The 12,945-nt window shown below is 72.7% G+C and carries 10 protein-coding genes; 9 read left to right on the top strand and 1 reads right to left on the bottom strand.

What is annotated here, in order from left to right; all coding sequences use genetic code 11:
- Positions 1-17: 17 nt before the first annotated feature.
- The 9 genes from nadD (at position 18) to pmbA (ending at position 11,508) form a co-directional block, all read left to right on the top strand.
- On the top strand, positions 18-656 hold the full coding sequence (nadD, locus tag BM214_RS09385; protein WP_090486155.1) for a nicotinate-nucleotide adenylyltransferase: 639 nt from the start codon (positions 18-20) through the stop codon (positions 654-656).
- Positions 657-716: 60 nt separating this feature from the next.
- Positions 717-1,112 carry a ribosome silencing factor gene (gene rsfS / locus BM214_RS09390; RefSeq protein WP_090486158.1) on the top strand — a complete coding sequence of 132 codons (396 nt, stop codon included), beginning with the start codon at positions 717-719 and terminating at the stop codon, positions 1,110-1,112.
- Between the two features lie 10 nt (positions 1,113-1,122).
- Positions 1,123-1,593, top strand: a complete 471-nt coding sequence (gene rlmH, locus BM214_RS09395; RefSeq protein ID WP_090486161.1) for a 23S rRNA (pseudouridine(1915)-N(3))-methyltransferase RlmH — start codon at positions 1,123-1,125, stop codon at positions 1,591-1,593.
- A gap of 3 nt (positions 1,594-1,596) precedes the next feature.
- Positions 1,597-2,226, top strand: a complete 630-nt coding sequence (locus BM214_RS09400) for a Maf family protein (protein WP_090486163.1) — start codon at positions 1,597-1,599, stop codon at positions 2,224-2,226.
- Positions 2,213-3,691: a ribonuclease G gene (rng, locus tag BM214_RS09405; RefSeq protein WP_090486166.1), complete on the top strand. Its 1,479-nt coding sequence runs from the start codon at positions 2,213-2,215 to the stop codon at positions 3,689-3,691. Before BM214_RS09400 ends, rng begins: the two co-directional genes overlap by 14 nt.
- Before the next feature lie 26 nt (positions 3,692-3,717).
- Positions 3,718-7,518: a YhdP family protein gene (locus BM214_RS09410; protein WP_177217642.1), complete on the top strand. Its 3,801-nt coding sequence runs from the start codon at positions 3,718-3,720 to the stop codon at positions 7,516-7,518.
- A 178-nt stretch (positions 7,519-7,696) separates the two neighbouring features.
- The gene (locus BM214_RS09415) at positions 7,697-8,521 is read left to right on the top strand and encodes a carbon-nitrogen hydrolase family protein (RefSeq protein WP_090486170.1); all 825 of its coding nucleotides are present in this window, start codon (positions 7,697-7,699) and stop codon (positions 8,519-8,521) included.
- A 145-nt stretch (positions 8,522-8,666) separates the two neighbouring features.
- Positions 8,667-10,112: a metalloprotease TldD gene (gene tldD, locus BM214_RS09420; protein WP_090486173.1), complete on the top strand. Its 1,446-nt coding sequence runs from the start codon at positions 8,667-8,669 to the stop codon at positions 10,110-10,112.
- Positions 10,113-10,161: 49 nt separating this feature from the next.
- Positions 10,162-11,508, top strand: a complete 1,347-nt coding sequence (pmbA, locus tag BM214_RS09425; RefSeq protein WP_177217643.1) for a metalloprotease PmbA — start codon at positions 10,162-10,164, stop codon at positions 11,506-11,508.
- On the opposite strand, the gene BM214_RS09430 is transcribed toward pmbA, so the two are convergent.
- Positions 11,470-12,909: a dihydrolipoyl dehydrogenase family protein gene (locus tag BM214_RS09430; RefSeq protein ID WP_090486176.1), complete on the bottom strand. Its 1,440-nt coding sequence runs from the start codon at positions 12,907-12,909 to the stop codon at positions 11,470-11,472. The two genes, pmbA and BM214_RS09430, sit on opposite strands and share 39 nt — an antisense overlap.
- Positions 12,910-12,945: the final 36 nt, after the last annotated feature.

Raw genomic sequence — 12,945 nt, forward strand, 5'->3', positions numbered from 1 at the left:
GCCCCCCGGTGCGCCCCATGATCGGCATCCTCGGCGGCACCTTCGACCCCATCCACTTCGGCCATCTGCGTCCGGCCCTGGAGGTGAAGGAACACCTGGGTCTGGACGAGGTCCGTTTCATCCCCTGCGGTACCCCGCCCCACCGGCGCCGTCCGGTGGCGGCGGTGGCACACCGGGCCGCCATGGTGGAGCGGGCCGTGGAGGGGCAGCCGGGCTTTCGCATGGATCCGAGGGAGCTGCACCGCGAGGGGCCGTCCTATACCGTGGACACCCTGCAGGACCTGCGCGCCGAGGTGGGGCAGGATGTGCCGCTGTGCCTCATGCTGGGGATGGATGCCTTCGCCGGCCTGTCCTCCTGGCATCGCTGGCAGGAGATCGGCGGCCTGGCCCACATCGTCGTCTCCCACCGCCCGGGCAGTCCGGCCTCCCACGACCTGGGGGACTGGATGGAGGACCGGCGCACCCACGATCCGGAGCACCTGCGCCGGGCCCCGGCGGGCCGGCTCCTGTTCATGCCGGTGACCCAGCTGGACATCTCCGCCACCGCCATCCGCTCCATGGTGGCCCGGGGGCGCAGCCCCCAGTTCCTCCTGCCCCGGCGGGTGGCCGAATACATCGAACACGCCGGACTCTACCGCCCCCCGGGGGCCGAGTGAGCCACCCCGGCGGACCAACCACATCGACGCAAAAACGGGCGTACAGTGACCGAGAACGGCATGCAGGATCGACAACTCACCCAACTCGTGGTGGACGCACTGGAGGACATGAAGGCGCGGGACATCGCCGTCCTGGATGTCCGCGGCAAGACCACGGTCACCGACACCATGGTGATCGCCACCGGCGCCTCCAACCGCCACGTCAAGTCCCTGGCCGATCATGTCCTGCTCAAGGCCAAGGAGGCCGGGATCACGCCCCTGGGCGCCGAGGGGGAGCGGGAAGGGGAATGGGCCCTGGTGGACCTGAACGATGTGGTGGTCCACGTCATGCTCCCGGAGGTGCGCAGCTTCTACAACCTGGAGAAGCTCTGGCGCACCGGGGACGAGGAGGCGGGGGCCCCGGCACAGACGGACGAGGACACGCCCGAGGCGGCGCTGCGCCGCCTGCGCCGCTGATGCCCCTGCCATGCGCGTCCATCTGCTGGCCATCGGCACCCGCATGCCCGCCTGGGTGAACCAGGGTTTCCAGGAATACGCCCAGCGCATGCCCCCGGAATGCGAACTGGTGCTCAAGGAGATCCCCGCGCCCCGGCGCGGGCGCAACACGGACCTGGAGCGCCTGCGCACTCGGGAGGGCCAGGACCTGCTGGCCGCCATCCCCGGGGACGCCTGGGTGGTGGCCCTGGACGAGGCGGGCCGCGCCTGGGACACCAAGGGGCTCGCAACGCGCCTGGACCAGTGGCTGCACTCCGGACGCGATGTCTGCCTGCTGGTGGGCGGCCCCGACGGCCTGTCCCAAGCCTGCCGCGAGCGCGCCGACCTCACCTGGTCCCTGTCGCCCCTCACCTTCCCCCATCCCCTGGTGCGCATCCTCCTGGCGGAACAACTCTACCGGGCCTGGTCGCTGCTGCGCGGCCATCCCTACCACCGGGGGTAGACCGTGATCCTGCTGGCCTCCGCCTCCCCGCGCCGCCGGGAGCTGCTGCATCAGATCGGCATCCCCCACCGGGTGCACCCGGTGGCGGTGGACGAGACGCCGCGATCGGGGGAGGACCCGGCCCGCTACGCCGCGCGCCTGGCCCGCACCAAGGCCGCCGCCGGCCGGGCGGCCACCGGCGGGGGGCTGCCGGTGCTGGGGGCCGACACCGTGGTGAGCATCGACGGCCTCATCCTGGGCAAGCCCGCCCACCGGGAGCAGGCCCTGGAGATGCTGGCGCGCCTCTCGGGGCGGGTGCATGTGGTCTACACGGCGGTGGCCCTGGCCCACGCGGCGGGGGTGGACGAGACCTGCAGCACCACCCGGGTGACCCTGGCAGAGCTGGATCCCGGGGTCATGGCTGCCTACTGGGACAGCGGCGAGCCCGCGGACAAGGCCGGGGCCTACGGCATCCAGGGCCGCGGGGGGCTGTTCGTGCGCCATCTGGAGGGCAGCTACAGCGGCGTGGTGGGGCTGCCCCTGTTCGAGACCGGACGCCTGCTGGCGCACCGGGGCATCCATCCGGTCTGGGGCGGTACGCCCACGGCGGATTCCGAATCATGCGGCGGGAGGTCGAGCGATGATGGGTACTGAGATCCTCATGAACGTCACCCCCCAGGAGACCCGCGTGGCCCTGGTGGAGAACGGGGTGCTGGTGGAACTGAACATGGAGCGCGCCCGTCGGCGGGGGCGGGTGGGCAATATCTACAAGGGCCGGGTCAACCGGGTCCTGCCGGGGATGGATGCCGCCTTCGTGGATATCGGCCTGGAGCGGGCCGCATTCCTCCATGCCTCCGATGTAGTCCCCCTGCAACGGGAGGAGACGGCCAACGGGGAGGTCGAGCGTCCCGAATCCATCCACCGCCTGTTGCGGGAGGGCCAGGAGATCCTGGTGCAGGTGATCAAGGACCCCCTGGGCACCAAGGGGGCCCGGCTCACCACCTACATCACCGTGCCCTCCCGCTACCTGGTGCTCATGCCGGACAACCGCTCCGTGGGCATCTCCGCGCGCATCGAGGACGAGGTGGAGCGGGCCCGCCTCAAGGCGGACGTGGAGGCCCTGCAGGCGGAGACCCAGAGCCCCTTCGGCTTCATCGTGCGCACCGCGGCCGAGGCCGCCACCCCCGAGGCCCTGCGCAAGGACATGGTCTTTCTCAACAAGCTCTGGCAGAGCATCCAGGAGAAATCCGTCACCATGGCCCCGGGCACCGAGGTCTACGCCGACCTGCCCCTGACCCAGCGCATCCTGCGGGACATGGTGGGGGTGGAGCTGGAGAAGATCCGGGTGGATTCCCGGGAGACCGCCAACCGGGTGAGCGAGTTCGCCGCCCAGTACGTGCCGGAACTTTTGGAGCGCATCGAGCACTACCCCGGGGAGCGCCCCATCTTCGACCTGTACAACGTGGAGGACGAGATCCAGAAGGCCCTGGAGCGCAAGGTGGAACTCAAGTCCGGCGGCTACCTGATCTTCGACCAGACCGAGGCGATGACCACCATCGACATCAACACCGGGGCCTTCGTGGGGCATCGCAACCTGGAGGAGACCATCTTCAAGACCAACCTGGAGGCGGCCCAGGCCATCGCCCGCCAGCTGCGGCTGCGCAACCTGGGGGGCATCATCATCGTGGACTTCATCGACATGACCCAGGAGGAGCACAAACGCCAGGTGCTGCGCTCCCTGGAGAAGGCCATGGAGAAGGACCACGCCAAGAGCCAGATCTGTGATGTCTCCCCCCTGGGGCTGGTGGAGATGACCCGCAAGCGCACCCGGGAGAGCCTGGAACATCAGCTCTGCGAGCCCTGTCCCACCTGTGCCGGCCGGGGCTATATCAAGTCCGCCGAGACGGTCTGCTACGAGATGTTCCGGGAGATCATGCGCGAGGCCCGCCAGTTCGATGCCCGTGAACTGCTGGTGCTGGCCGCCCAGCCGGTGGTGGATCTGCTGCTGGACGAGGAGTCCGCCAGCGTGGCCGAGTTGCAGGAGTTCATCGGCATCCCCATCCGCTTCCAGGTGGAGGCCCTCTACACCCAGGAGCAGTTCGACGTGGTCCTGCTCTGACCGCGCCCCGTAGCCGGGGAAGACCCTTGGCAGGCAAGATCCCATCCCGTCTCGCCCGTGCCGGTGCCGCCGCCGTCCTCTCCCTGGCGGCGCTGATCCTGTCCCTGCGCCTGCTGCTGCCGCAGGTGGAGGGCCTGGCGCCCACCCTGGAGGCGGAACTCTCCGGCCTGCTGGAACGCCCCGTGCGCGTGGGGCAGTTGCAGGCCCGCTGGGGCATCCTCTCCCCGCGCATCCGCGTCGATGACCTGACCATCCTGGATCCCGGGGGCGGCGTCCCCCTGCTGCGCAGTGAGCGAGTGGAAATGACCCTGGACCTGCCCGCCAGCCTGTGGCAGGGGCGTCCGGTATTCGACCGGGTACGGGTGCGGGGCGCGGATCTGCACGTGCTGCGGGATGAGCAGGGGCGCATCCGTGTGCTCGGCGGGGGCGCCTCCGCGGGGGGAGTGGGGGCGGACGCGGACCTTCTGGCCCTGCTGGCGGGCAATCGTTTCCTCCTGGAGGACAGCCGCCTGCGCTGGGAGGACCGCCTGCTGGACATCGACGACCGTTTCGAGGCCCTGAACCTGTGGGTGGCGCTGGAGGCCGACCGGCTGCGCCTGGCGGGGGAGGTCTCCCTGCCCCGCCGGCTGGGACAGGCCCTGCGGGTGTCCATGGACCTGCACCACGAGGACGGGACTCAGTGGGACGGGCGCGGCTATCTGCACGCCCGGGGTCTGCGCCTGGCGGGTCTGCCCCAGGCGACCCGGTCGCGCCTGGGGGTGGAGGCCGGGATCCTGGACGCGAGCCTGTGGCTGCGCTGGGAGCGGGGCCGTCTGGTGCGCATCCAGACCCGTCTCGGCGCCGCGCAGCTGCAACCCGCCGCCGGATCGGGCCCCCCGCTGGATCTGCAGGGCCACCTGCTGTGGAACCGTACCGCCCGGGGCTGGACCCTGCGCGGGGAGGACCTGGACCTGCGCCGCGAGGGGGTGGGCTGGCCGCCGGGGAGCGGCTTCGATCTGACCTGGACCCAAGGACCCCAGGGGGAGCGCCTGCAGGCGCGCATCGATCACCTGCGCCTGGACGACGTGGCGCCGCTGCTGGCGGGGCAGACCCTGTTCCCGGGGACGTGGCGGGAGCGCCTGGCCCGGCTGCGTCCGGGCGGGGTCCTGAGCGGGGTGCAACTGGATCTTGCGCGCCGCGGCGAGGGCCTCCCGTCGGGCCGGGCCCAGGGGCGTTTCCGGGGTGTGCGCCTGGCCCCCGACGGCCGCCTGCCGGGGGTGTCCGGTCTGGACGGGGGCTTTGACCTGTCCGCCGAGGGCGGGCGCATCTGGGTCGAGGCCCGGGACGCCCGCCTGGAACTCCCGGGGCTGTGGGAACGCCCCGTTCCGGTGGAGGCCCTGGAAGGGGTCCTGGACTGGATCCCCGGTCCCGGTGGCGGGGTGCTGGAGAGCCGACGCCTGATGGTGCGCAACGCGGATCTCGCCGTGGACGCCCGCGGGCGGGTGCTCCTGGGGCAGCGGCCCCAACTGGACCTGGCCGTGGAGTTTCGGGATGGCGATGTCCGCGCCGTCCCCGCCTATCTGCCCCGTGGGGTTCCGCCGCAGTTGCGCCGCTGGCTGCAGCGGGCCCTGGAGGCAGGGCGGATCCGCAGCGGCGGCATGGTGTTTCGCGGTGCCCCGGGGGATTTCCCCTTCCGCGAGGGTGAGGGGGTGTTCCAGCTGGCGGCGGAATTGGACGACGTGCGCCTGGCCTACCACAGCGACTGGCCCCCCATGGAGGACCTGTCGGCACGCCTGGCCTTCCATGGGCAGGCCATGGAGGTGGAGGTGCGCGAGGGCCGTATGGCGGGGTTGGGGATCCAGCAGGCCCGGGGCGAGATCCCGGACCTGGGGAGGCCGCGCCTGCAGGTGCGGGGCAAGGCCCGTGGGGGCTTGCGGGAATACCTGGGCCTGGTGCGCGCCAGCCCCCTCGCGGCACGGGCCGGCGACTGGCTGCCCCCCGTGCGCGCCGAGGCCGGGGAGGGGGCGCTGGACCTGGACCTGGACATCCCCCTGCTGGGGGAGGGCCGCACCCGGGTGGCGGGGCGGCTGGCCCTGACGGGGGGGCGCTTCGTCCATGGCGGGCGGGGCTGGACCCTGAAGGCGGTGGACGGGAACGTGGCCTTCACCCGGGAGACCCTGGCGGCCCAAGGGGTCACGGCACGACTGCAGGGGATCCCCCTGACCCTGGACGCCCGGCGCGGCCCCAATGCGGGACTGACCGTGGAGGCCCGCGGGGCCCAGGCCGTGTCCGACCTCCTGGAACCGGCGCCGGAGGCCCTGCGCCGGCGCCTTGGGGGGACCGTGGCCTGGCGGGCCCGCCTGCACGCCCCCGAGGACCCAGGGGCGATGCAACTGGAGCTGGAGAGCGACCTGGCGGGGCTGGTCTCGGATCTCCCCGCCCCCCTGGACAAACCCGGAGGCATGGCCCGTCCGCTGCAGGTGCGCGCGCCCCTGATGGGGGATACCTGGGGGCCGGCCCGCCTCTCCCTGGCGGGAGGGGTGGAGGGGGTGTTCACCCCGGGGCTCCTGTCGGGTGCCGGGCGCGGGGCCCTGTGCCTTGGCGGCGGTGAGCCGGACTTGCCTGCGGAGGGGCTTGCCGTGACGGGCCGTACCGGGCCCCTGGACCTGGGGGCATGGCGGGATCTGGTGGCCGGGCTGGGCCGCACGGGTATGGGGGAGCCCCCGGCGCTGGCCCTGGACCTGTCGGCAGAGGCACTCACCTGGGGCCGGCTGCGGTTGGAGGAGGCCGCCCTGCAGGGCCACCGGGACGCCGGTGGTTGGGGCCTCCACCTGGACGCCCCCGCCGCGGTCGGCTGGATCCGCATCCCCTCCGCGCAGGCCTCCATGGATCCCTTGGTGGCGGACCTGGACCATCTGGACCTGGACGCCCTCGGCGCCCCGGGGGCCATCGCCGCGGGCGGGCGGCCGGATCCCGGGGGGCTGCCGCCGCTGCGCCTGCAGAGCGACCGCCTCACCTGGAAGGGCCGGACCCTGGAGGACGCGGTGTTGTCCACCCAGCCGGTCCCCGGGGGGGTGGAGATCCTGCGGGCCCAGGGGCGCACGCCCGGCGGCGATCTGCAACTGGCGCTGCAAGGGGACTGGCGGCAGACGGCGGGGGCGGGTCCACGCACCACCCTGGAGGCGGAACTCACCGCCGGGGATCTGGGACGGGGGCTGGATGCCCTGGGTCTGCAGCATCCCTTCCAGGGGGGGCAGGGGCGCATGGGCGCCGAGCTGTCCTGGCCCGGTCCTCCCTGGCGGTGGGACGTGGCGGAAATGCGGGGCAGTGCCGTGGTGCGCCTGCGGGATGGTCAGCTGGCTGAAGTGGAGCCCGGGGCGGGACGTCTGCTGGGGTTGTTCAGTCTGGAGCTGTTGCCGCGGCGGCTGAACCTGGATTTTCGCGATCTGGTGCGGCGCGGCTTTGCCTATGACCGCATGGAGGGGGATTTCAGCCTGCGGGACGGGGGGCTGCACACCCCGGACCTGCACATCCAGGGGCCGGCCGCCCGCATCCGCATCCAGGGCACCACCGACCTGGTGCAGCGCAGCTATGACCAGCGCATCCTGGTCACCCCCAGCGTCGGCGGCACCCTGCCCCTGGCCGGCGCCCTGCTGGGCGGCCCCGTGGCGGGTCTGGCGGTGTTCGTCTTCGACCGGGTCACCGGGGTGGGGGAGGCCATCGACGAGGCGGCACGGGTGGAGTACCGTGTCACGGGGCCCTGGGGGGATCCCCGGGTGGAGGCCGTGGCCCGCGCCGGCAATGACGATGGGGCGGACGCCACCCCATCCGACGGTGGTCGTCAATGAGCCCCCGGTGTTGCTATAGTAGCGCCGCACCGCCGGCGTCGCGGCGCCCCGCCTCCCGGGCCGGCGGTACCGGCGGCCGCCCGCTCCCGCGGGGGGCACGGCGCGGGGTCCCGTCCCCGGATGCGTCGTGCGAGCGCACCGCAATACAACCCTCCCTGCCATCTCCAAGGGATTCAACGTGACACGAGCCGCTGCCATCCAGATGGCCTCGGGCACCAACCTGAGCGCCAATCTCCAGGAGACCGGACGCCTCATCGCCGAGGCCGCGCAAGCCGGCGCGGGCCTGGTGGTGCTGCCGGAGAATTTCGCCCTCATGGGCATGCACGAGAAGGACAAGGTGGCCCTGCGGGAGACCGACGGCGAGGGCCCCATCCAGGACTTCCTCGCCCAGCAGGCCCGCCGCCACGGCATCTGGCTGGTGGGGGGCACGGTCCCCCTGGCCTGTCCCGACGCCGGCAAGATCTTCGCCGGCTGCCTGGTCTACGACGACCAGGGCCAGCGCCGCGCCCGCTATGACAAGATCCACCTCTTCGATGTGCGCCTGCCGGACAGCGAGGAACACTATGAAGAGTCCCAGACCATCATGAGCGGCGACCACCTGGTGACCCTGGACACCCCCTTCGGTGTCCTGGGTCTGGCGGTGTGCTACGACCTGCGCTTCCCCGAACTCTTCCGCGGACTCCTGGACCGGGGGGCCGAGATCATCGCCCTGCCCGCCGCCTTCACCGCCGTCACCGGCCGTGCCCACTGGGAACCCCTGGTGCGGGCCCGGGCCATCGAGAACCAGGTCTACGTCATCGCCGCCGCCCAGGGGGGGTTCCATGTGAACGGCCGCGAGACCCACGGCGACAGCATGATCGTGGACCCCTGGGGCAACGTGGTGGACCGCCTGCCCCGGGGGGCGGGCATGGCCCTGGGGACCCTGGACCCGGAGCGCCAGCGGCTCATCCGCCGCAGTTTCCCCTCCATCGCCCACCGCAGGCTGTCCTGCGATCTGGCCTGAGGGCCCGGCGGGCCGGCCCCTGCCGCGAAAACCCCGGTTTTCGCGGGCTTGATTCGGCACCGCCGCGACCCAACACTGTCTCCATGCACATCATTCCCGAGACCAGCGGGGTCCCTGCGGACCCCGGAACCGGAAGGGCCCCTGCATGACCCAAGCACTGGACACCGCCCGCAAGCACCTGCTGCAACCCGCCGGCCTCACCGATGGGGACCTGGACCGCGTCCTCGCGGTGCTGTGCGCCCCGGGCCTGGACGGCGGCGATCTCTATTTCCAGGCCGCCCATCAGGAGTCCTGGGTGCTGGAGGACGGCATCGTCAAGGAGGGGGGCTACAGCATCGAACGGGGCGTGGGCGTGCGCGCCCTGAGCGGGGACAAGACCGGCTTTGCCTATTCCGATGACATCGGCATGGCGGCCCTGATGGAGGCGGCCGGGGCGGCGCGGGCCATCGGCCGCGCGCAGCAGGACGGCCGGGTGGCGGTGCGCCGTGAGGTCACCCCCCGGGATCTCTATCCCCCCCTGGATCCCCTGGGCACCCTGGATGAGCAGGCCCGCATCCGCCTGCTGCAGTCCCTGGACGCCGAGGCGCGGCGTCAGGACCCCCGGGTGAGCCAGGTGATCGTGAGCCTGGCCGGGACCCATGAGGTGGTGATGGTGCTCCAGACCGATGGCACCCTGGCCGCCGATGTCCGCCCCCTGGTGCGGCTCAATGTCCATGTCATCGCCGAGGACGGCCACGGCCGCCGGGAGCAGGGCTCCGCCGGCGGCGGCGGCCGCTCCGGCTATGACTTCTTCCTGGACCGGGAGCGCGGCCTGGGCTATGCCCGGGAGGCGGTCCGCCAGGCCCTGGTGAACCTGGAGGCGGTGGATGCCCCGGCGGGCACCATGACCGTCGTGCTGGGCCCCGGCTGGCCCGGGGTCCTGCTGCACGAGGCGGTGGGCCATGGCCTGGAGGGGGACTTCAACCGCAAGGGCACCTCCGCCTTCAGCGGCCGCATCGGGGAGCGGGTGGCGGCCCCCGGCGTCACGGTGGTGGACGATGGCACCCTGGAAGGGCGCCGCGGCTCCCTCAACGTGGACGACGAGGGCACCCCCACCAACCACACCGTGCTCATCGAGGACGGGGTGCTGCGGGGCTACATGCAGGACCGGCTCAACGCCCGTCTCACCGGGATGCCCCTCACCGGCAACGGCCGGCGCGAGTCCTATGCGCATCTGCCCATGCCGCGCATGACCAACACCTACATGCTGGCCGGGCCCCACGATCCCGGCGAGATCCTCGCCTCGGTGGACAAGGGGCTGTACGCCGTCAACTTCGGCGGCGGCCAGGTGGACATCACCTCGGGCAAGTTCGTCTTCTCCGCCTCCGAGGCCTATCTCATCGAGGGCGGACGGGTGACCCGGCCGGTGAAGGGGGCCACCCTCATCGGCAACGGCCCCGACGTGCTCACCCGGGTCTCCATGGTGGGCAATGACCTGGCCCTGGACACCGGCGTGGGCACCTGCGGCAAGGAGGGGCAGAGCGTGCCCGTGGGGGTGGGCCAGCCCACCCTGCGGGTGGACGGCCTCACCGTGGGCGGCACCCAGTCCTGAACCCGAGCGAACCCGGAGGGCCCGCGGGCCCCGTGAAGCAGGAGTGAGCATGTCGCAAGCACAATCCCCGGAACTGGATCCCAAGGCCCTGGAGGCGGTGGTGGCCCAGGTGCTGGAAGAGGCCCGGCGCGCTGGCGCCACGGCGGCGGAGGCCGCCGCCAGCCGGGACAGCGGGCTCTCGGTGAACGTGCGCCTGGGGGAGGTGGAGACCCTGGAGTACCACCGCGACCAGGGGGTGGCGGTGACGGTCTATATGGGCCAGTGCAAGGGCGCCGCCAGCACCTCCGACCTGCGTCCCGAATCCCTGCGGGAGGCGGCGCGGGCCGCCTCCCGCATCGCCCGCTTCACCACCGAGGACCCCTGCGCCGGGCTGGCGGATGCCCATCTCATGGCCCGGGACTGGCCGGATCTGGACCTGGATCACCCCTGGGGGGTGAGCGCCGACGAGGCCATCGAACGGGCCCGCATCTGCGAGGCCGCCGCCCGGGAGCGGGATGCCCGCATCGTCAACTCCGAGGGGGCGAGCCTGGACAGCTTCCGCGGCGCCTCGGTCTACGGCAACACCCACGGCTTCCTCGGCGGCTACGTCACCACCCGCCATGGCCTGAGCTGCTCGGTGCTGGCCTCGGAGGGGGCGGGGGGCATGCAGCGGGACCACTGGTACACCGTGGCCCGCCACGCCGGGGACCTGGAAGACGCCGCCGCCGTGGGCGTGCGCGCGGCGGACCGGGCCCTGCGGCGTCTGGGGGGGCGGCGCCTGTCCACCCGGCGCTGCCCGGTGGTCTACGCCCCGGACGTGGCCCGCTCGGTGATCGGCCACTTCCTGGGGGCCATCCGCGGCGGCGCCCTCTACCGCAAGGCCTCTTTCCTGCTGGATCACCTGGGCCGTCCGGTGTTCCCGGAGTTCGTCCACATCCACGAGCAGCCGCACCTGCCCCGGGCCCTGGGCAGCGCCCCCTTCGACCACGAGGGGGTGGCCACCCGTCCCCGGGACCTGGTCACCGAGGGGCATCTGTCCGGCTATCTGCTGGACAGCTACTCCGCCCGCCGTCTGGGCATGGAGACCACCGGCAACGCCGGCGGGGTGCACAACGTCACCATCGACGCCGGCGAGCAGGACCTGGAGGGGCTGCTGCGGGAGATGGGCACGGGGCTCCTGGTGACGGAGCTCATCGGCCACGGCGTGAACACCGTCACCGGGGATTACTCCCGCGGCGCCGCCGGCTTCTGGGTGGAGGGGGGCGAGATCCGCCATCCCGTGGAGGAGATCACCGTGGCCGGCAATCTCCGGGACATGTTCATGAACCTGCGGGCCGTGGGCCGGGACGTGGACCGGCGGGGCAATATCCGCACCGGGTCACTGCTCATCGACGGCCTCACCGTCGCCGGGGAGTGAGCCCCAGACCGCCTGCCCCAGGCCCCATTTCGCCCCCAGGGTCTCGGCGGCGTTGAGCACCTCCTCGGCCCGGGCCGGATGGTTGTAGCGCCCGCGGGCGATCCAGGCCAGGGCCGTGTCCGCATCCGGGGCCAGGGAGAGCAGGTGGATCAGTTCCCCCGCCTGGGCACCGACGATCTCCCCCCCCAGCAGGGTGCCGCGGTCCAGGTCCCCCACCAGGCGCACGAACCCCCGGGGTTCGTCCTGGCCCAGGGCGCAGGGGGAGGTGGCGAAGGCGGCAAAGCCCACGGCGGGCTCCAGGCCCGCATCCTCCGCCGCGTCCTCGTCCAGCCCCAGCCGGGCCAGTTCCAGGGCGCTGTAGACCACCACCGGCACCTGCAGCGGGTCCGGGGCATGGGTTCCCCCGTCCAGGATCCGGTCCACCGCCGCGCCGGCCTCCGCCAGGGCGTGGTTGGCCGTCATCCAGGGGTTGGCCACATCGCCGATGGCGAGGATGTGCCCCGCGCCGGTGCGCAGCCCCTCGCGGCGCACGAAGCCCGCGGCATCGGTCTCCACCCCGGCCCGTTCCAGATCCAGCCCCGCCGTATGGGGGCGGCGCCCCGTGCCCAGGCAGACCCAGTCCACGGTGATGCGTTCGTCCCCGTCCAGGGTGAGGGTGACGCCGTCCCCTGCGGTGTCCACGGATTCGAAGCGCCGGCCGCTGTGCAGGCGGACCCCGGTGGCCCCCAGGGCCTCCTCCAGGGCCTTCCGGGCCGGGCGGCTGAAACCCTGGCGGCGCAGCATGGGGGAGCGGGCGAGCCACACCACCTCCCGCCCCAGGGCGGCCAGGATGAAGGCCATCTCCGTGGCCACCACGCCGCTGCCGATCACCGCCACCCGGCGTCCGGGGGGCGGCGGCTGCTCGAACAGCAGGTCGGTGGTGAGCACCCGGCCCGGCAGCGGGTGGAAGGGGGCGGGCACATGGGGCTCCCCCCCGGTGGCGATGAGGATGTGGTGTGCCTCCAGGGTACAGGGGCCTGCCGCGCCCCCCGTCACCGCCAGGGTATGGGGGCCGGTGAAGCGGGCATGGCCCTCCATGGCCGTCACCTTCAGCTGCCGCAGGTAGTTTTGGTAGCTCTCCCGCACCCGCTGCACCACGGCGTGCTGGTGCCGCCAGGCCGCCTCCAGGTCCGGTTCCAGGCGCCCCCGCAGGCCGCGATCAGCGAACCGGTCCTGTGCCGTCAGCAGGCGGGCCGTGTGGTGCCAGTCCTTTTTGGGCACGCAGCCCCGGTTCAGGCAGCATCCCCCCCAGTCCCCCCGTTCCACCAGGGCCACCGAAAGGCCCCGCAGGGCGGCCCGCACCGCCGCCCGGTAGCCGCCGGGGCCGGAACCGATCACCGCCAGGTCATAGCGTTGGGTCATGGAGCCTCCTTGGCCTTGTCCCGGTGCGCGGGCGGG

The sequence above is a fragment of the Ectothiorhodospira mobilis genome, from assembly GCF_900114895.1.
GTDB lineage: Bacteria > Pseudomonadota > Gammaproteobacteria > Ectothiorhodospirales > Ectothiorhodospiraceae > Ectothiorhodospira > Ectothiorhodospira mobilis_A.

Excerpts from the sequence above, each read along its gene's own strand:
- nadD (WP_090486155.1), top strand. The coding sequence starts at position 18 with ATGATCGGCATCCTCGGCGGCACCTTCGACCCCATCCACTTCGGCCAT.
- rsfS (WP_090486158.1), top strand. The coding sequence starts at position 717 with ATGCAGGATCGACAACTCACCCAACTCGTGGTGGACGCACTGGAGGAC.
- rlmH (WP_090486161.1), top strand. The coding sequence starts at position 1,123 with ATGCGCGTCCATCTGCTGGCCATCGGCACCCGCATGCCCGCCTGGGTG.
- rng (WP_090486166.1), top strand. The coding sequence starts at position 2,213 with ATGATGGGTACTGAGATCCTCATGAACGTCACCCCCCAGGAGACCCGC.
- tldD (WP_090486173.1), top strand. The coding sequence starts at position 8,667 with ATGACCCAAGCACTGGACACCGCCCGCAAGCACCTGCTGCAACCCGCC.
- pmbA (WP_177217643.1), top strand. The coding sequence starts at position 10,162 with ATGTCGCAAGCACAATCCCCGGAACTGGATCCCAAGGCCCTGGAGGCG.
- BM214_RS09430 (WP_090486176.1), bottom strand. The coding sequence starts at position 12,909 with ATGACCCAACGCTATGACCTGGCGGTGATCGGTTCCGGCCCCGGCGGC.